At 68.8% G+C, this 19,399-nt stretch carries 16 protein-coding genes and 1 pseudogene; 9 read left to right on the forward strand and 8 right to left on the reverse strand.

Features of this window, described 5'->3' with window-relative positions:
- The 5 genes from AC3FNH_RS29310 to AC3FNH_RS29330 all read left to right on the forward strand — a co-directional run.
- Positions 1-826 (forward strand): acyl-CoA carboxylase biotin carboxyl carrier protein subunit (locus AC3FNH_RS29310; RefSeq protein ID WP_488722565.1); only part of this gene is annotated, 826 nt, incomplete at its 5' end.
- A 1-nt stretch (position 827) separates the two neighbouring features.
- Positions 828-1,781, forward strand: coding sequence for a hydroxymethylglutaryl-CoA lyase (locus AC3FNH_RS29315; RefSeq protein WP_488722566.1), 954 nt, complete (start codon positions 828-830; stop codon positions 1,779-1,781).
- Positions 1,782-2,043: 262 nt separating this feature from the next.
- Complete coding sequence (locus AC3FNH_RS29320) at positions 2,044-2,343, forward strand: hypothetical protein (protein WP_276100582.1); 300 nt, start codon at positions 2,044-2,046, stop codon at positions 2,341-2,343.
- 101 nt (positions 2,344-2,444) lie between these two features.
- Positions 2,445-3,467: a 1-acylglycerol-3-phosphate O-acyltransferase, YihG family gene (gene yihG, locus AC3FNH_RS29325; protein ID WP_488722567.1), complete on the forward strand. Its 1,023-nt coding sequence runs from the start codon at positions 2,445-2,447 to the stop codon at positions 3,465-3,467.
- Between the two features lie 173 nt (positions 3,468-3,640).
- Positions 3,641-4,621 carry a glutathione S-transferase family protein gene (locus AC3FNH_RS29330; RefSeq protein WP_488722568.1) on the forward strand — a complete coding sequence of 327 codons (981 nt, stop codon included), beginning with the start codon at positions 3,641-3,643 and terminating at the stop codon, positions 4,619-4,621.
- 2 nt (positions 4,622-4,623) lie between these two features.
- Here the strand turns inward: AC3FNH_RS29330 and AC3FNH_RS29335 are convergent, their stop codons facing one another.
- From AC3FNH_RS29335 to AC3FNH_RS29350, 4 genes are all read right to left on the reverse strand, one after another.
- Positions 4,624-6,462 carry a flavin monoamine oxidase family protein gene (locus AC3FNH_RS29335; RefSeq protein WP_488722569.1) on the reverse strand — a complete coding sequence of 613 codons (1,839 nt, stop codon included), beginning with the start codon at positions 6,460-6,462 and terminating at the stop codon, positions 4,624-4,626.
- Positions 6,463-6,479: 17 nt separating this feature from the next.
- Complete coding sequence (locus tag AC3FNH_RS29340) at positions 6,480-7,757, reverse strand: cytochrome c (protein WP_276100587.1); 1,278 nt, start codon at positions 7,755-7,757, stop codon at positions 6,480-6,482.
- Positions 7,758-7,820: 63 nt separating this feature from the next.
- Positions 7,821-8,006 (reverse strand): DUF2970 domain-containing protein, encoded by a 186-nt coding sequence (locus AC3FNH_RS29345; RefSeq protein WP_276100588.1) that lies wholly within the window; start codon positions 8,004-8,006, stop codon positions 7,821-7,823.
- A gap of 113 nt (positions 8,007-8,119) precedes the next feature.
- Positions 8,120-9,583, reverse strand: a complete 1,464-nt coding sequence (locus tag AC3FNH_RS29350; RefSeq protein WP_488722593.1) for a glycine betaine ABC transporter substrate-binding protein — start codon at positions 9,581-9,583, stop codon at positions 8,120-8,122.
- A gap of 205 nt (positions 9,584-9,788) precedes the next feature.
- Between AC3FNH_RS29350 and AC3FNH_RS29355 the strand changes: the two genes are divergently transcribed.
- The 4 genes and pseudogenes from AC3FNH_RS29355 to AC3FNH_RS29370 form a co-directional block, all read left to right on the forward strand.
- The gene (locus tag AC3FNH_RS29355) at positions 9,789-10,787 is read left to right on the forward strand and encodes a LysR family transcriptional regulator (protein WP_488722570.1); all 999 of its coding nucleotides are present in this window, start codon (positions 9,789-9,791) and stop codon (positions 10,785-10,787) included.
- Positions 10,780-12,240, forward strand: coding sequence for a SidA/IucD/PvdA family monooxygenase (locus AC3FNH_RS29360; protein ID WP_276100591.1), 1,461 nt, complete (start codon positions 10,780-10,782; stop codon positions 12,238-12,240). Before AC3FNH_RS29355 ends, AC3FNH_RS29360 begins: the two co-directional genes overlap by 8 nt.
- A 26-nt stretch (positions 12,241-12,266) precedes the next feature.
- A complete protein-coding gene (locus AC3FNH_RS29365) occupies positions 12,267-12,815 on the forward strand; it encodes a CMD domain protein (protein WP_276100592.1) in 549 nt (182 codons plus the stop codon).
- Positions 12,816-12,823: 8 nt separating this feature from the next.
- Positions 12,824-13,402: pseudogene (locus AC3FNH_RS29370) on the forward strand (peroxidase-related enzyme); the annotation flags it as partial.
- Positions 13,403-13,497: 95 nt separating this feature from the next.
- Here the strand turns inward: AC3FNH_RS29370 and AC3FNH_RS29375 are convergent.
- From AC3FNH_RS29375 to AC3FNH_RS29390, 4 genes are all read right to left on the reverse strand, one after another.
- Positions 13,498-15,165: a class I adenylate-forming enzyme family protein gene (locus AC3FNH_RS29375; protein WP_488722571.1), complete on the reverse strand. Its 1,668-nt coding sequence runs from the start codon at positions 15,163-15,165 to the stop codon at positions 13,498-13,500.
- 109 nt (positions 15,166-15,274) lie between these two features.
- The gene (locus tag AC3FNH_RS29380; RefSeq protein WP_488722572.1) at positions 15,275-15,808 is read right to left on the reverse strand and encodes a cyclase family protein; all 534 of its coding nucleotides are present in this window, start codon (positions 15,806-15,808) and stop codon (positions 15,275-15,277) included.
- 4 nt (positions 15,809-15,812) lie between these two features.
- Positions 15,813-16,148: a cupin domain-containing protein gene (locus tag AC3FNH_RS29385; protein ID WP_488722573.1), complete on the reverse strand. Its 336-nt coding sequence runs from the start codon at positions 16,146-16,148 to the stop codon at positions 15,813-15,815.
- 14 nt (positions 16,149-16,162) lie between these two features.
- Positions 16,163-19,390, reverse strand: a complete 3,228-nt coding sequence (locus tag AC3FNH_RS29390; protein ID WP_488722594.1) for a DNA translocase FtsK — start codon at positions 19,388-19,390, stop codon at positions 16,163-16,165.
- Positions 19,391-19,399 lie beyond the last annotated feature (9 nt).

Here is a 19,399-nt window from a genome sequence, read left to right on the forward strand (position 1 = left end):
GCTGATCGTGTGGGGCAAGGACCGCGACGAGGCGCTCGCGCGCATGCGCCAGGCGCTGGCGGCATACCACGTGGTGGGCTTGTCGACCAACGTGGCATTCCTGCAGCGGCTGGTGAAATCCGAAGCGTTCCGCACGGCCGATCTCGACACGGGGCTGATCGAACGCAACGAGGCTACGCTGTTCCCGCCGCCCGCGCCGGTCGGCATGGAATTCATTGCACTGGCGACCGCCGCCCTGCTCGACCGCGAAACGCGCGAGCGCCGCATCGATGCAGCAGACCAGCACTCGCCGTGGACGCATGGCGGCGCGTGGCGGCTCAATGGCCCAGGCAGCACGGCTTACCGCCTGCAGAGCCCTGACGGCAACATCGATGTCACCGTGCACAGCGAAGCCGGCCGCCAGCGCCTCACCGCCCGCGGCAAGTCCCTGCCGTTCCGCGCGTCGCTGCGCGACGAAGTGCACACCATCGACCTCGGCGAGCTTACCGTCAAGGGGCAGTGCCATATCGACGGCGACACGCTGCACGTCTTCAGCGGCGAAGGCCAGTGCTCGCTGGTACTGGCGGACCCGCTGCTGCATGCCGGCGAAGCCGAAGGCGAAGGCGGCAAGCTGGCCGCGCCGATGCCGGGCCGCATCATTGCGGTGATGGTCGAGGCCGGCGCCACCATCAACAAGGGCGATGCGCTGATCGTCATGGAAGCCATGAAGATGGAGCACACGCTGACCGCACCGGCAGGCGGCACCGTGCAGGAAGTGCTGTACGCCGTCGGCGACCAGGTCCAGGAAGGGGCGCAACTCGTGACGCTGGAACAGGAGGCCGCCTGACATGGAACGGAACGCCCCTGCTCTTCCCCAGCGGCTTGCGCTGCCCGAGTCCGTCAAGATCGTCGAGGTGGGCCCGCGCGACGGCTTGCAGAACGAGGCGCGCCATGTGCCGGCCGCAGCCAAGATCGAACTCGTCGATCGCCTGAGCGCGGCGGGCTTTGCCAATATCGAGACCGCGTCCTTTGTCTCGCCCAAGTGGGTGCCGCAGATGGCCGATGGCGCGGAAGTCATGGGCACCATCGCGCGCCGGGCCGGCACCGTCTATTCGGCACTGACGCCCAATATGAAGGGCTTCGAAGCCGCGCTCGCCGCCGGCGCCGGCGAGGTCGTCATTTTCGGCGCTGCCAGCGAAGCATTTTCCCAGCGCAACATCAACTGCTCGGTGGCCGAATCGATCGCGCGCTTCGAGCCGGTGGCCGCGGCGGCCAAGGCTGCAGGCCTGCGCCTGCGCGCCAGCATCTCCTGCGCGCTCGGCTGCCCCTATGAGGGGGAAATTGCGCTTGAGAAGGTGGCCGACGTGGTCGGCCGCATGCGCGACCTGGGCTGCGACGAGATCGACATTGCCGACACCATCGGCGTAGGAACACCGCTGCGCACGCAGGCCGTGATGGAAGCCGCCGCGAATGTGTTCCCGCGCGAACGGCTGGCGGGGCACTTTCATGACACGTATGGCCAGGCGCTGCCGAACATCCTGGCCAGCCTGCAGGCAGGCATCCGCATCTTCCACGCCTCGGTAGCGGGCCTTGGCGGCTGCCCTTACGCCAAGGGCGCGTCGGGCAACGTGGCGACGGAAGACCTGCTGTACATGCTGCACGGCATGGGCATCCATACCGGCATCGACCCGGACCAGGTGATTCAGGCTGGCGTCTTCATCTCCGAGGCAATCGGGCGACCCTACGGTTCGCGCGTCGGCAAGGCGGTGCTCGAGCGCGGCCGCCCGCGGGAATGCGTCTGAGCCCTGTGCTCGAGACCGGGCCCTGCATATGCCAGGAAACACCCGCCAAACCCGGTGTGCGGCGGCTGACGCGGAAAGTGTGTCTGAGAACGAGGCAGGTTGCGACAGACATCGGGCAACGCCGGCGCCACATGCCGCGCTGACAGGCACTGGAACTTGGCGCCCGAGGCGCCTAGGCTAGGAGTCTGGCGCATCGGCAAGACACATTGCCGGTGCAACCCGACGCATCGCATCCCGCGACCCCGTTCGCAAGGAGGCATTCATGAAGACCATTGCCGCACTGGCCATCGCCGCACTTGTCCCGATAGCCGCCCATGCCGCCGGACCGGCGAACCCGGCGGACCGCTACGACTACAACATGCGCAGCCAGGGCACCCCTGCCGATCCGCAACGCTCCACCAACAAGGACGGATACGTTCCCGACACCCAGCGTGCCGGGGACAAGTTCGATCCGTACACGCAGGGCGCGAAACAGGATACGTCTTCGTCACTGGCCGATGACAAGGACACACAGTCCAAGCCGCCGGGCAAACCACACAGCAAGAAAGCGCCAGCCAAATAAGGCCCGCCCTTGCAGCCACAATCGCTGATTTCCCAGTGGCATGGGATCGGATTTGATCGCGCGCAAATCGTCGCCGGCTTCGCGCCGCCAAACTGGCGCGCATGAAATCGATCACCACCCCTACCACCCCCACCACTCATGCCGCTCCCGGCAGCACCGGCGCTGCCGGCCAGGCCATCCGGAGCGGCGACAAACCTCTCCACCTCCACCAGCGCAAGTCCAGCCCGCCGCTGCATAGCTGGCCCCTGGGCGTCGTCAGCCTGCTTGTGCTCACGCTGAATACGCTGCTCTGGTGCCTGCTGCTTTGCCCGTTCGCGCTGCTCAAGCTGGCCTTGCCGATGCCCGGCGCGAGGCGGCGCATCGATCCCATGCTCAATGGCATCGCGCGCGCATGGATTACGTGCAATGGCGCGTGGTTCGGCGCGATCCAGCGCTACGGCTGGGATGTCGACGGCATGGCCGGCCTGAAGCGGTCCGACTGGTACCTGGTCAACTGCAACCACCAGTCGTGGGTGGACATCTTCGTGCTGCAGCGGGCGCTCAACGGCCAGGTGCCGTTGCTGAAGTTCTTCCTCAAGCAGCAACTGCTCTATGTACCGTTCATCGGCCTGGCCTGGTGGGCGCTGGACTTTCCCTTCATGAAGCGCCGCACGCGGGCGCAGTTGCGCCGCAAGCCCGAACTCCGGCGCGAGGACCAGGACACGGCGCGCCGCGCGTGCGAAAAATTCTCGCTGTCGCCAACCAGCGTGATGGTGTTCACGGAGGGCACACGTTTCACCGAGGCCAAGCGCGCGGCGCAGGCTTCGCCGTATCGCCATCTGCTCAAGCCCAAGGCTGGCGGTCTGGCGGTGACCATCAACACCATGGGCCAGCGCTTTCGCGCGCTGCTGGATGCGACCATCGTCTATCCGCACGGCGCGCCGAGCTTCTGGCAGTTTGCCTGCGGCCGCACCGGCCCCGTCATCGTCCGGGTGCGGCAGATCCCCATCCCGCCGGAATTCTGCAGCGCCGACTACGGCACCGACCCGGCCTTCCGCAGCGACTTCCATCGCTGGCTGGCCGAGCGCTGGGAGGAAAAGGACGCGGAGATCGAAGGCTTGCTTGCACAAGCGGCGGACCACTGAGCCGCGCCACCCCTTGCTGCAGCCACGCAAGGCCCGCATACGCCAACTTGTTCAACGCAGTCGAACGAGTCGGTCTGGAAAATCGTAGGGAAAGCGGGCCAAAAGCGCTCACCATGGCGGCATAGGCGCGTCATGCGGCAGGCACGGCGCGCGCAGCCGTCAAGGAGCAGCGAATGGGACTTCTGGTGAATGGCCAGTGGCAGGACAAGTGGTATGACACCGACTCCACCGGCGGGCGTTTCGTGCGCAAGGACGCCGCGTTCCGGAACTGGGTCACGGCCGATGGCCGTGCCGGGCCGTCGGGGTCGGGCGGCTTCGCCGCGCAGGCCGGGCGCTACCACCTCTATGTGAGCCTGGCATGCCCGTGGGCGCACCGCACGCTGATCATGCGCCGCCTGAAGGGGCTGGAGGACATGATCGGCGTCTCGGTGGTGCACTGGCTGATGCGCGCGGAAGGCTGGACCTTTGCCGACGGGCCTGGCGTGGTGCCGGACACGGTCAACCATGCGCGCGTGCTGCACCAGGTCTATACGGCCGCCGATCCGCAATACAGCGGCCGCGTCACGGTGCCGGTGCTGTGGGACCGGCAGCGCGCGACCATCGTCAGCAACGAGTCGTCCGAGATCCTGCGCATGATGAACAGCGCCTTCGACGGCATTGGCGCGGCGCCCGGCGATTACTATCCGGCGGCACTGCGCGCGGAGATCGACACGGTCAACTCGCGCGTCTATGACACGGTCAACAACGGCGTCTACAAGGCCGGCTTCGCCACCTCGCAAGAGGCCTACGAAGAGGCCGTATGGCCGCTGTTCGAAACGCTCGACTGGCTGGAAGCCCGCCTGGCCACGCAGCGCTACCTGGTCGGCAATCGCCTGACGGAAGCTGACATCCGCCTCTTCACCACGCTGGTCCGCTTCGACCCGGTGTATGTCGGGCACTTCAAGTGCAATCTGCGCCGTATCGCCGACTATCCGGCGCTGTCGGGCTTCGTGCGCGACCTCTACCAGCACCCCGGCATCGCCGGCACCGTGAACTTCGAGCACATCAAGCGCCACTACTACGAAAGCCACCGCACGCTGAATCCGGCCGGCGTCGTGCCCGCCGGGCCGGTGCTGGACCTTGCCGCGCCGCACGGGCGCGAGCGCCTGGGCTGAGTTCAGCCCGCCAGGCGATCCACGGCACGCCGGCCCTGTGCCACAGCCGCCGTCAGCGACGGGCTGCCCGCGCTGTCGCTGCCCGCGAAGCTCACATTGCCCACGCCCGCAGGCGATGCCCACGCTGCCGGATCCTCCCCGGCAAGGGTATCCGGCCGATAGCTGTAACCGTGCGCCCAGCGGTTGACGGTGATGGCGCGGATCACGTCCTTCGCGGCGAATCCCGCCGGCCCCAGCATGCGGTCGAGCTGCGTGCGGATGCCGCGCTCGAGTTCGCTGAACGGCGTGCCCAGCAGGAACGCACGCCCCGCGCGGAAGCGCTCGCGCGCGCTCATGCCGCTGTCGGGCACCGTCGGCACATACAGCATGTGCAGCACCGCGGGATCGGCGGGGCTGGAGCCGGCCGGCGGCTCCAGCCACAGGTCGGTATGGGCCATGGCCGGGGCGTGGATGCGCCGCGTCTTGAGCGCGGCAAAAGCGCGCCAGTGGTCCAGCGCCACCTTGGTATAGACCAGCGGCGCCTTCACTTCGCCGCGCAGCGTGTCGCCTTGCGCGGCCGGCAGTGACGGCATCAGGTACGGCACCATCATGTTCCAGCCCGCCAGCACCACGTGGCGCGCTTCGATACGGTGCAGGTTGCCGCGCCAGCCGTACGTGACGCGCGTGATCGGGCCATCCGGATCCACCGCGATGGCGGTGGCCTCCAGGCGCAGCCGTACCGGCGCGCCGTCCTGGTCCAGGCGCCCGTAGTCAAACGCCGCGTTGACGATATCCGTGGGACGCGCGAGCTTCGCTACGCCGGGAATCAGCTTCTGCACCAGCAGCCGCGCCAGCGAGGCGTTGCCGTCCGGGAACCACAGCCGCGAGGCCGGCGACTTGCCCAGGCGCGGATCCAGCGCCGGTGCCGGCATGCCCGCGCCAGCCGGCAGGCCGATGCCGATGGCGTCGGCCACGCTGATGCCGTCGGCATCGAGCGCGAAGGCATCGTTGCTGCGGCTGCGCAGGAAACGCTGCCCGGCCAGCCCGATGCCGGCCTTGTCGCGCAGGAACGCCGCATAGCGCGTGCCGAGAAGATAGCTAGCGCGCTCTGGGGCAGCCATGCCCGGCAGGTAGTCGGTGCTGCCATCGGCAAGCCGGGCCAGTGCCGCGCGGTCCTGCGGCGGCAATGGCGCGGCATCCAGGAAGCGCTGCAGCACCGCGGCGCCCGGTGCGGCAACGCCTTGCCGCCCGCCGCGCGCGTCGACCAGTTCGCCGAACGGATCGCCGCCGAGCCACTGGTCCCGGCCGAAATGGTCCGAGTCGAAGAACACCGCGCGGCCCATGCCGAGCGCGGCATAGGGGTCCGCCGGCTCCGCCAGCGGCGCGCGTGCCGGATCCAGGCCAAGGCCGCCCAGCAGCTCGCGCATGGCGGCATCGGCGGCTGCCGTGGGCGGCATCTCCGCACTGCCGCCATAAGTCACCAGCCGCTTGCCGCGCACCGTGAATTCATTGCGCTTGGCGTGGCCGCCGAAGTCGTCGTGGTTGTCCAGGATCAGGATGCGCTTGCCCGGGCCAAAGCGGCGCTGATAGAACCACGCCGCCGCCAGCCCGCTCAGGCCGCCGCCCACCACCACAAGGTCGAAGGCCTCGTGGGCCATCACGGTGGGGTACTTCGCGCCTTCGCGCGCGAGGCTGTGGGCCAGTGTGAAGGTCCCTGCGTGGTTGCCGCGCAGGCCCGTCAGCGCTGGCGGATAAGCCGCGCCGGGCTGCACCTGCGCGGCGGCCAGCAGTTGCGCGGGCGCCATGCCGGCGGCAATGGCCAGCGCGGTGCCGTTGAGGAAATCTCTGCGCGAAATCGTCATGGGTCGTCGTGGCGGGGTCAGCGGGCGGCTTCCAGCTCGCGCCGGCGCGCGGCAACGGCCGCCTCGCCGACCGGCGCTGCGCGGTTGCCCCAGTTGCCGCGGATGAAGGTGAGCAGGTTGGCCAGTTCCTGGTTGTCCAGGGTCCAGCCATAGCCGGGCATGTGATAGTCGGTCGGCGCGGTGTCGACGCGCGCGGTCACGGCGCCGTTAAGCAACAGGTTGACCAGCGAGGCCGGGTCCGGGTCGGCGACCGTCGGATTGCCGGCGAGCGGCGGGAACACGCGCGCGAACCCCTTGCCGTCGGCGCCATGGCAAGGCATGCAGAACTGCGAGTACTGGCGTGAGCCCGGGCTGTCGAAGCGGCCCTGCAGCAGACGTGGCGCCGTGGCCGGATCATGCCGGAACGGCCCGGTCTCGCCGCGAGCGCCTGGCAGCGACTTCAGGTAGACCGCCACGGCGTCGAGATCGGCCGGCGCCATGTACTGGGTGGCCGTGGCGATCACCGTGGACATCGGCCCGAACGAGGTCGCGTGCGCATTGCGCCCGGTGCGCAGGAACTCGGCGATTTCCGCGCGCGACCATGCGCCCAGTCCGGTGACCTGATCCCCCGTGAGATTGGTCGCCGACCAGCCTTCCACGCTCGCGCCCGACAGGAAACGCTTGCTGCGCTCGTCCAGGCCCTTTTCGGCATACAGCCAGCCGCGCGGCGTATGGCATGCGCCGCAATGCGCGACCGCCTGCACGAGATAGGCACCGCGGTTCCATTCCGCGCCCTTCGCGGCATCGGTGCGGACCGGCGAGCCGCTCAGGTACAACGCGTTCCACACTACCAGCAGCGGGCGCATGCTGTACGGCCAGCGCATCTCGGCATCGCGGTTGCGCTGGCTGACCGGCGCAACGCCGGCCCGCATATAGGCATAGAGGGCGGCAACGTCCTCGGGGCGCATGCGCGCGTAGGACGGGTATGGCATGGCCGGATAGAGCCGCCTGCCGTCGCGCGCCACGCCCTGGCGCACCGCGCGGTCGAATTCCGCCAGCGTGTAGCCGCCAATGCCGGTCGCGTCCGGCGTGATATTGGTCGAATAGAGGGTGCCCGCCGCGGTGCGGATCGGCAGGCCGCCGGCAAACGGCTTGCCGGATTGGTTCGTATGGCAGGCCGCGCAGTTCGCGATGCGCGCAAGGTAGCGGCCGCGCTCCACATCGGCCGTGGCGGCCTGCGCAGCGGCGCAAGCACTGCCGAGCAGGCCGGCGAGCAGCGTGGCGGCGGTCAGCAACCGCCTTGCGGGGAAAAGCATGGGTGCGTCCAGGTCTTGTTGTTCTCGGTGATCACGATCTGTCTGCCGCGCTGGCAGCCAGCCTCAGGCGCTGGCTACCGCGAACTTTGCCACCAGCACGAGGCCCAGCACCAGCCCCGCGGCCAGCGTCACGCCGGTCAGGATCAGCGGCAGCGGCCGCATGTTCTCCAGGTCGCGCTGGTGTTCCTGGCCTTTGCGCAGGCCAAGGAAGCCCCATAGTACGGTGCGGACCAGCCTCAACGGGTTCATGACTACCTCCTTGTCTCCCCTGGCAGCCACTGCGGGGCGCTGCCTGCCCTGGCGCCGATTATCGGCGCCGGCGGCGGAACATGACAGCATCAGATATCGGAAATTCTTGCATATCAGATCGGCGGGCCGCCGCGACCGCGCCGGCGCAGCGCCCATTCCAGCGCCTCGAACCCGGCCTGCACCACCAGGGCCAGCACCGCGGCGGGGATCGCCCCGGCCAGCAGCAGCACGGTGTCGTTGAGCGCCAGCCCGGTGGCAATGCGCTCGCCGTAGCCGCCCGCGCCGACGAATGCGGCAATGGTCGCGGTGCCCACGCTGATGATGGCCGCAGTCTTCACGCCGGCCAGCACCACCGGCAGCGCCAGCGGCAGCTCCACGTAGCGCAGCACCTGCAGGTCGCGCAGCCCCAGCGCCCGTGCCGCGTCGCGCATGCCGGCGGACACCTGCTGCAGCCCGGTGCAGGTGTTGCGCACGATCGGCAGCAGCGCATAGAGGAACAGCGCCACCATCGCCGGCCAGACGCCGATGCGGCCCAGCAGCGGGATCAGCATCGCCAGCAGCGCCAGCGACGGCACCGTCTGGAGCACGCTGACCATGCCGAGCACGCCCTGCCCCAGGCGCCGGCGCCGCGCCGATATGATGCCCAGCGGTATGCCCGCCAGCGTGGCAGCCCCCACGGCACCCGCCACCAGGCCCACGTGGCGGCGCGTCAGGCGCAGCGTGTCGGGACCGAGCAGTGCCTGCATCAGGCCGCCACGGCCGGACCGCTGCGCCGCCTTTCCGGACAGGAAGCCGCGTGCAATCGCCGCAAAAGACTGCCCGTCGATCTCCGCGGCCGCGTTCATTGCCGCCATGTCGGCCGCGCTGATGCGCCCCGCGAGCGACTGCAAGGATTGCCATGCCGCCGGAAAGCGGCGCGGCACGTCCAGCCGGTAGACCACCACGGCGTCATAGCGCGGAAAGAAGTGCAGATCGTCTTCCAGCACGCGCAGCCCGTATTTGCGGATCTTGGCGTCGGTGGAATAGATATCGATCGCGTCGACCTGCCCGGCCGCCAGCGCCTCGTAGGCAACGCCATGATCCAGCCCGACCGGAAGCTGCGGCAGCCCATAGCGTCGGGCCAGCCCCGGCCAGCCATCGGCCCGGCCCAGGAATTCGTGCGACAGGCCCAGCCGCAGCCGCGGCTGCCGTACCAGGTCGCTCAGCCGCCGCAAGCCGCCGGCATGCGCGTCCGACACGGCCAGCGCATAGGTGTTCTCGAAACCCAGCGCGATGCCCGCGCCCAGTCCCATCGGCGCCAGCGCCTGGTTGATCTGCTCCAGCGTCGCGCCCGGCGGCAGTTTCAGGATCTCGCTCGCGAGCGTGCCCGTGTAGTCCGGATAGAGGTCGATGCTGCCGGCGCGCAGTGCCTCGAAGACGATCGCCGTGTTGCCGAGCCCGGCCTGGTGGCGGGCTTCTCCGGCCGCCTGCGTCAGCACTTCGCCGAGGATGTAGGACTCCGTAAAGCGCTTGGACCCGACCCGCAAGGTACCGGCGCCCTGTGCGCTGCACGTACCCGTCAGTGCGAGCGCCAGCAACAGGCCGGCAAGCCAGGCTGCCGCGCCCGCAAGAACGCCGGTACGAGGGAAGGCGAACAAGACGTCACTCCTGTGGGCGGCCGATGTGCATCCGGCATCTCTACATCATAGGCGTGCGCATGACGTCATAGCCAAATAGTATTTGCCATTCGCATGCTTGACGGCACAGAATTCGTAAATCGCATACAAAGCCACCCGCCCCCAAATGGAGATCCGGCAACTGGAAGCCTTTGCAGCGGTCGTCACGACCGGCAGTATCACCGCTGCCGGCCGCTTGCTCGGCCGTTCGCAGCCGGCGATTACCCGTCTCATCCAGGAACTCGAAGGCGAGTTGGGCTTTGCGCTGTTCACGCGCAGCGGTCCGCGCGTCAGCCCGACCGAGCAGGGATTCCTGCTCTATGACGAGGTCGAGCAGACGCTGGCCGGCTTGCAGCAGATCCGCAACCGCGCCGCGGCGCTGGCGCGAGGCGACGGCCGCCCGCTGCGCATTGCCGCCACGCCCGCGCTGTCGGCCGGCTTGCTGCCCGCGGCGCTCGCACTGGCCTTTGCGCGCGGACTGTGCGCGCCCGAGCGCGTGGAGGTCCGGAGCGTATCGCCCGAACAGGTCGTGCATGCGGTGCTGACCGGCGCCGCCGAGATCGGCCTGAACAGCCTGCCGCTGGAGCACCGTGGCGTGAACGTCCACTGGATCGGGCAGGCCGCGTGCGTGGCGGCCATGCGCGCGGACGACCCGCTCGCGGCTGGCGAGACCGTTCGCCTGGCCGACTGCCGCGAACGCCGCATCGTCACCATGCAGAACCCGTACCGGCTGCGGCGCCGCACCGATGCCGCGTTTGCCGGCGCAGGCATTGGTGCGGCTGCCGTGATCGACACCAATACCTCGATCAACGCGCTGACGCTGGTACGCGCCGGGCTCGGCATCGCCGTGCTCGAACCCGTGACCGCGCGCGGCCTGCCGCTGACCGATATTGCCGTGCGCCCTGTCGACGCGGACATCCCGTTCTATTTCGGCGTGATCACGCCCCAGGCGCGTCCGGCCAGCGCGGTCGTGCTGGGGCTGGTCGATGTCCTGGCCGAGGCGTCCGCCACGCTGCTGCCCGACTTTGTCCGCCGCGATCCGGCCGATCATGGCGCCCTGCTCCAGTCCCTGTACGGCGACGGCGCCGCCCCAACCGAAGACACTGAACCCCCGAGCCATGACTGATACCGACAACGCACGCGGCCAGGCCGGCCTGGCCGCGCTCGAAGCGCGCCTGCGCCAGGACCTGGCCTGGCTGGAACTGCCCGCCAAGGCCTGGACCATGCCGCGCACCCACGGCGGGCAGGCCGTGCTCGATGTTGCCGTGATCGGCGGCGGCATGGCCGGACTGGCCGTCAGCGCCACGCTCAAGCACCTGGGCATCCCGGCCTGCGCCTTCGACCAGTCGCCCGCCGGCTTTGAAGGGCCGTGGGCCACCACCGCCCGCATGGAGACCCTGCGCTCGCCCAAGCAACTCACGGGCCCTGCGCTGGGCCTGCCGGCGCTGACCTTCCGTGCATGGTTTGAAGCCCAGTACGGCGGCGAAGCCTGGGAAGCGCTCGACAAGATTCCGCGGCTGCAATGGATGGACTACCTGCGCTGGTACAGGCAGGTGCTCGGGCTCGATATCCGCAACGACCACCGTGTCGACCAGGTGCTGCCGCGCGCCGACGGCCTGGTCGCGCTGTCGATGACCACGCCCGACGGAGCGCGTACCGTGCTGGCCCGCCGCGTGGTGCTGGCCACCGGCCGCGACGGACTGGGCGGCGCCTGCGTGCCGCCGGTCGCCGAGGGACTGCCGCGCGCGCTGTGGGCGCATTCGTCCGATGCGATGGACTACGGCCGCCTGCGCGGCAAGCGCGTGGGCGTGGTCGGCGCGGGGGCTTCGGCCATGGACAGCGCCGCCACCGCGCTGGAAGCCGGCGCCGCAAGCGTGGACCTGCTGATCCGCCGCGCGGACATTCCGCGCGTCAACAAGAGCAAGGGCGCCGGCAATCCCGGTCTGACGCACGGCCACTATGGCCTGACGGATGAATGGAAATGGCGCCTGCGTCATTACATCAACAGCCAGCAGGTGCCGCCGCCGCGCGGCAGCACGCTGCGCGTATCGCGCCACCCCAATGCGCGCTTCAACCTGGACTGCGCGCTTGACGCCATCGACGTGGACGGCGACGTGCTGCGCGTGCGCACGCCCAAGGGTGTGTTCGAACTGGATTTCCTGATCTTCTCGACAGGATTCCGCATTGCGCTGGAAACCCGCCCGGAGTTCGCCGCGTTCGCGCCCCAGATCCGCTTCTGGCGCGACCGCCATGCGCCGCGGCCGGGACAGGAGGATGGCGAGCTGTCCGATTCGCCCGACCTGGGCCCCGCGTTCGAACTGCAGGAGAAGACGCCGGGCTGCTGCCCGGGGTTGTCGCGCATCCATGCGTTCTGCTATCCGGCCGCGCTCTCGCACGGCACCGTGTCCGGCGACATCCCGGCCATCAGCGATGGTGCCAGGCGGCTGGGCCAGGGCATTGCCGGCCTGCTGTACCAGGAAGACGTTGAACTGCACTACGCCGCGCTGCAGGCCTATGCCGAGCCTGAAGTCTTCGGCGACGAATGGGTGCCGGCGCCGCCGCCCGCGCTGGAATCCTGAATCCAACCCGAACCGTGACAACCACCATGAGCCAAGCCCCCACGCCCGACGCCGGCGCCACGCCGCCGGACCTGATCGACGCCATCACCGGCCTGCGGCCCGGCAGCGCCACGCACGCGCTGCGCCACAAGCGCGACAAGGTGGTGGCTGCCACCCAGGGCAGCTATGACGCCCTGTTCGATCCGGCCCTGCCCGGCCTGACGCTGGCCGAACGCCTGCTGGCCGCGTGCTATGCCGCGCGGCTTACGCCGTCGCCCCAACTGGCGGACCACTATCATGCGCGCCTGGTCGCGGCCGGCGTCGATGCCGCGGCCATTTCCGCCGCCGCGCAAGGCAGCCCCGCCGATTCAGCCGACCCGCGTCTGCGCGCCATCCTCACATTCACGCGCACGCTGATCGAAAAGCCCGTGGAAGGCGATCGGGCCGCGCTCCAGGCGCTGCCCGCCGCAGGCCTGAGCACGCCCGCCGTGGTCACGCTGGCGCAGCTGATTGCCTTCCTGTCGTACCAGGTGCGCCTGGTAGCCGGCCTGGATGCCCTGAAGGCACTGAACGACAACGCAGGAGCACAGGCATGAGCGAGATCATCAAGGCCCACGGCTTTACCAACGAAGTGCTGGACTGGAAGGCCTGGCTCGATGTCGTCGAGCTGGACCAGGCCACGCCGGAACAGATGGCCGTGCTCGACGAGAGCCATCCCAAGGCCAGGGTGCAGGACTACTACCGGTTCCTGGTGCACCAGCCCGAGATCCTGCGCCAGCGCTCCACGGCGTTCAACGCGATCATGTACGCGCCCGGCGGCATGCCGCGCGCCGAGCGCGAGCTGGCCACTACCGTGGTGTCGCGCCTCAATGGCTGCGTCTATTGCGCGTCGGTGCATGCGCAGCGCTTCGAGCAGCTGGCCAAGCGCAATGACGTGATCAGGGAGGTGTTCGAGGATCCGCGCACGGCCGGTACGACCGAACGGGAAAAGGCGATTTCGAAGTTCTCGATCGAGCTGACCGAGAATCCCGCTGGCGTATCGGCGCAGAGCCTGGCGGCGCTGCGCGAGGCAGGCATCACCGACGCAGAAATCCTCGACCTGATTCACTCCGTGGCGATCTTTGCGTGGGCGAATCGGTTGATGCTGAATTTGGGGGAGCCGGTGTTTCCGGCGGGTGACTGAGTCATTGTGCCTGGCATGCTGCCCGGTTTCGCCGGCTACGCAGGCGAAACCCCTGTGCCCGCCAGGCACCAACACCCAGCCAATACCCAACTCGTTTATCCCCTCAACTCCCGCCTCAGGATCTTCCCCGTCACCGTCTTCGGCAGTTCATCGATGATGGCGACGATACGCGGATACTTGTAGGCCGCCATGCGCGCCTTGCAATATTCCGCGAGTTCTTCCGACGTCGCCGACGCATTTGGCTTCAGGCTGACCACGGCCTTTACCGTCTCCCCACGGTAGGCGTCCGGCACGCCAACTACGGCTGCCTCCCGCACCGCCGGGTGGGTATAGAGAACGTCTTCGACTTCGCGCGGCCACACCTTGTAGCCGCTGGCATTGATCATGTCCTTCTTGCGGTCGACGAGATAGAACCAGCCGCGTTCGTCCATGAAGCCGACATCGCCGGTGCGAAAGAATCCGTCGACAATGGCTTTCGCGCTTTCCTGCGGCTTGTTCCAGTAGCCGGGCACGATCATCGGCCCACGCGAGATGATCTCCCCGGTTTCGCCCATGGGCAGCGGCCTCCCGTTGTCGTCGCCGATATACGACTCGACGTTGTAGGCCGGCACCCCGACCGACAGCGTGCCCGAAGCCGGGTCCACCGGCGCCGCGACCCCGCGCGGTACCACGTGCGTAGGCGAATTGGTCTCGGTCAGGCCGTAGCCGTTGTGGATATAGTGCCCGAACCGTTCGCGAAAGGCCTCCACCACGCTGGGCGGAATCGGCGTGCCGCCGGAGTAGATCTTCGTCAGCGATGCGAAGTGGTCACGCGTCACGTCCGGATGATTCATCAGCGCGATGAACACCGTGATCGCGCCGATGGTGAAGACGGGCTGGTGCTCGCGCAGCGTGTCGAGCATGACGCCAGGCTCGAAGCGGCACGCGAGTACCAGCGGCGCCGCGCAGATGAAGGCGGCGCAGATGTGGCCGATCAACCCGGTGATGTGGAACAGCGGCGCCACGCCAAGGATGGGCTCGCCCTCTTCCAGCGAAATCCAGTCGCGATATACCTGCGCATTGAACGCGACGTTGCCGTGCGTGTTCATGGCGCCCTTGGGCACGCCGGTGGTACCCGAGGTGTAGACCAGCATGGCGAGGTCGCCGGACGCCAGCGGCACGGGCGGTGGCTTGCGCCCGGCATTGGCGGCGATAACGGCCGACAACGATTCCGCGCCCGGCGTCTCGTGCTGGCGCACGCTGGCAAACAGGCGCGGATCGTTGCGCTGCTGGTACTCGCGTTCGGAAGTGCTCATCACCAACGGCTGCACCGCTGTGCCTTCGTGGGCGGGCTCCGCCAGCATCGGCTGCACGATATCGATGTACAACGTCTCCGAGCACAGCAGCACGCGTGCGCCCGAATCGGCAAGGATCACGCCCAGCTCGCGCGCGCGGTTCATCGGATTGACGGGTACCGCGACGGCACCGAGCTTCCACGCCGCCACCAGCGCAATGACGAATTGCGGGATGTTCTGCAGGTAGACGGCCACGCGGTCGCCGCGCGCGATGCCGCGATCCTGCCACGCACAGGCCAACGCGTCGGACTGTGAGTCGAGTTCGGCGTAGCTCAGCTTCCCGTCGAAATACAGCAGCGCCGGCATCGACGGCGCGCGCGACACGGCGGCGCGGAACAGGCTCAGCGCATCGGTGAAGTCCGGCGTGATGGTGTGCGGCTTGCCCGGCTCGTAACTCGACAGCCAGGGCTTGCGGTCATAGGGCGTCATGGCGCCTCCGGAGAAGTTGGCGCGGCGGCGCTGAGCGCCCACCGCTGGAGCAGAATTCGCCCGCCACGCTGGCGGGCACAGTGGGGCTCCGGCGGAGCCCGCGTCCCGACTACTTGATCACGACCGGATTGACCGGAGCCCCACTGCCGCTCACCACCTTGAGCGGCGCCGCGGTATAGAGAAAGCTCCACTGGCCGTCTTCCGCGCAGTCTGACGCAAGCGGGTCGAGCTGCGCGATCTCCGTCAGCGTCACGCCGAGGTTGCGCATCAATGCGTTGTGCAGCGGCAGCGCCACGCCCGACACCGGGTCCACCGTCACCTCGTTGGCGATAGTGTCGGTGACTAGGTTGGGAATCTCCATCTTGTGGAACCAGTCCACCAGCTCCGGGCTGTAGGTCAGGCCCGGCTCGACGAAGTTCTTGTAGAACTCGGCCTGGCCACGCTCGTAGAACGAACCGATCCAGCCGGTGCGGATAATGAGGATGTCATGCTTCTCGATGCGCGCGCCCTGCATCTCGGCCGCGGCCTGCAGGTCGAGATGGGTGAAGGTCTCGCCCGGATCGAGCACCGCCTTGCCACGGTGGCGGGCCATGTCGATCAGCACGCCGCGCCCGACGATGCCGCGCTCGGCAATGGGTAGCATGGCGTCACGCCGGTTGGCAATGGACCGCCAGCCAGACGGTCGGTGCGGTGGCATCGGTCCACGCCACGCGGTGCCGGCAATGCGCCGGCAGATGCAGCCAGTCGCCCGGGCGCATGACGCGCGGGGCCATGTCGCCCTCGCACTCCAGTGCGGCGCTGCCACTGAGCAGCAGCACCCATTCATCCTGCGGGCTGTCGTACCAGAAGCCCGGCGGGCTGGCCTGGCCGTTGGAGACGATCCGCTCGATCTTCAGGCCAGGCCGCTCCATCAGGGACTGGAAGATTTCGTCCGGCGCCCCGGCTGGCACGTCGGCGAACAGATTGCCTTGCTTGAGATCCATCGCGGCTCCGGGGTTCAGTCGGCGGGTCCGGGCGCGAGCACGTCGCGCGCGCCATTGCGGCCCATCGGCGAGACCAGGCCTGCGGCTTCCATCTGCTCGATCAGCCGCGCCGCGCGGTTGTAGCCGATGCGAAGCTGGCGCTGCACCGCGGAGATCGAAGCGCGGCGCGTGTTGAGCACGAAGGCCGCGGCTTCGTCATAGAGCGGGTCGGCTTCGCCGTCACCGCTGCCCTCGCCGAACAGGTCGCTGGCGCCGGCCTCGGCGGCATCGCCAGCAAGGATCGCCTCGTCATAGTCCGGCTCCCCGAACTGCTTCCAGTGCTCGACCACGCGATGCACTTCATCGTCGGCGACAAAGGCACCATGCACGCGCTGCGGGTAGCCGGTGCCCGGCGGCAGGAACAGCATATCGCCCTGCCCCAGCAGGCTTTCAGCGCCCATCTGGTCGAGGATGGTGCGCGAATCGATCTTGGACGACACCTGGAAGGCCACGCGCGTCGGGATATTGGCCTTGATCAGGCCGGTGATCACGTCCACCGACGGACGCTGCGTGGCCAGGATCAGGTGGATGCCCGCGGCACGCGCCTTCTGCGCGAGCCGCGCAATCAGTTCCTCGATCTTCTTGCCGGCCACCATCATCAGGTCGGCCAGCTCGTCGATCACCACCACAATCAGCGGCAGCGTCGACAGCGGCTCCGGCGCGTCCGGCGTCAGCGAGAACGGGTTGGGCACCTTCTGCTCCGCCGCCTCGGCCGCGCGGATCTTCTGGTTGTAGCCCGCCAGGTTGCGCACGCCCAGCGCCGACATCAGCCGGTAGCGCTTCTCCATTTCGCCCACGCACCAGTTGAGCGCGTGCGCGGCCTGCTTCATGTCGGTCACCACCGGCGCGAGCAGGTGCGGAATGCCTTCATAGACCGACAGCTCGAGCATCTTCGGGTCGATCATGATCAGGCGCACGTCCTCGGGCGTGGCCTTGTACAGCATCGACAGGATCATCGCGTTGACCGCGACCGACTTGCCCGAGCCCGTGGTACCGGCCACCAGCAGGTGCGGCGCGCGGGCCAGGTCGGTCACCACCGGGTGGCCGGTGATGTCCTTGCCCATCGCCAGCACCAGGCGCGAGCTGTGCGACTGGAACGACGATGCGCGCACGATCTCGGACAGGCGGATCATCTGCCGGCGCGCATTGGGCAGCTCCAGGCCCATGCAGGTCTTGCCGGGAATGGTTTCGACCACGCGGATCGAGGTCACGCCGAGCGCGCGCGCCAGGTCCTTCATCAGCCCGACCACCTGCGCGCCGCGCACGCCCATGGCCGGCTCGACTTCAAAGCGCGTGATCACCGGACCGGCGCTGGCACCGACCACGGCGACCGGCACCTTGAATTCCGACAGGCGCTGCTCGATCAGGTCGCTGGTCTCGCGCAGCCTTTCCTCCGATACCTGCTCGGCCTGGTCGACGGCGCCCTCCAGCAATTCGGCCGGAGGCAGGCGGTAGTCGACCATGACCCGCGGCGCGGGAGGCGGCGCCAAGGGCGCCGGCTGGGCCGGTTGAGCCGGTTGAGCCAGTTGGGCGTTCAGTGCAACCGTCTTGCCGACCACGGCCTGCAACACGATGCGCGGCTTGGCTGCGGGCATGACGGGCGCCGGCTCGGGCTCAGCCTCAGGCACCGGCTCAGGTTCGGACACCGACGCCGGCCCGGTTTCCGATGCCCCCAGCAGTGCGTTGGCATCGACGAGCATTTCCGCTTCGGAAGCGTCATCGGTCCCGGATTCGGAAAGCGGGCCGTCCTCCATGACAAAGGTTGGCACGGCCTCCGGCGCGGGCTCCGCAATGACCTCGGCGTCGGCATCGGCCTCAAGGAGGGCTTCGGCTTCGGCTTCGGCTTCGGCTTCGGCTTCGGCTTCGGCTTCGGCTTCGGCTTCGGCTTCGGCTTCGGCTTCGGCTTCGGCTTCAACGGCGAGGTCGGTGCCTGATGAAGGTTCCGCGGGACTCGTCATTTCCGGCGCGGGTACTTCGGCCGCCGGCGCGGCGGGCACCTGTCCGTCGCCACCGGGCTGCAGGGCCTTGCGTGACAGCGTCTGCAACTCGGCAAGCAATTGCAGCGCTTCCTCGCGGATGGCTTCGAGCGTGGCCTCGTCCGCGTCAAACCCGTCTGCATCGACGGTCTGCGCGCCGGGCTCGACGGCCGGATCCACCGACGAAGGTGCTTCGACTACTACCGGCTCGGCCACTGCAACGGTCACGTCAGCCGTCGCTTCGGCCGGCGCGGCGGCTGCCGCGGCGCGCGGTGCCGCGACCACAGTGGCTTCGGGCACACCGGCGCGGACTTGCGGGGCTGGAGCCACGGCCTGCGCTGTCGACACGACCGCCACCGCGGCCTTTGCCGGTGCCCGTACGGCCGAGGCTTCAGGCAAGGTTGTGATGGCCGAACGCACGATGGGCTGCGGCGGACGGGACGGGTTGCTGGTCGCCGTGGCACGCGCAGGCGCGGCGGGTCGCGATGCGGCGGCAGTCGGTGTCGATGCCGCCGCCGCTGCTGCTGCGGCCTGCAGGCTGATCGGGCGACGCGGTGGCGGCGTCTGCGCGGCGCGCGGCGGCGCCGTCTCGGTGACAGGCGGCGCCACCGGGCGTGGGGGCGGCTTCACCGCACCCGGCGATTCGGCATGATGCAACCAGATCTCGCCGGGCTGCGGCGGCGATTCACGCGTGCGCGGCGGCGGCTGCCAGGCGGGCTGTCGGCGCGCGGAAATCGCCTCGAAACTGCGGTGGCGCCCCGATGGCGCGTTCCAGCTGCCGGACGCGGCACTGCCGTGCGAGGTGGTTTCGCGGCGCTCCGCTTCCCGCATCGGCTGGGTCGGCACGAACTCGGCGGGCTCTTCTTCGGCGCGCGGCGCGCTGCGCGGCTTGCGCAGCAGGAACAGGCCGCGCCATGTTTCGCCAAATACCATGGGCGCGGCCAGCGCGAGGACGCCCAGCATCAGCAGCAAGGCGGAGGTCCAGCCGAACAGGTTGGCGACCATGCCGCCGAGCGCGCGCCCGGCCGAGCCGCCCGCGGTTCCGCCCTCGCCGCCGGTCAGGGCTTCGAGCGAGGCGCTCGCGCACAGCACGATCAGCGTGCCGAGCCAGACCCGCAGCGAGCCGGGACCGGACAGGCGCCGCTCGCGCGCAAGCAGTCCACCGAAGAACCGCCATACCAGCGGCACCAGCCAGAGAGTCGAAAATCCGAACCAGCCAAATCCCATGATCGCCAT

This window comes from Cupriavidus sp. 22TCCZM01-5 (assembly GCF_057798915.1).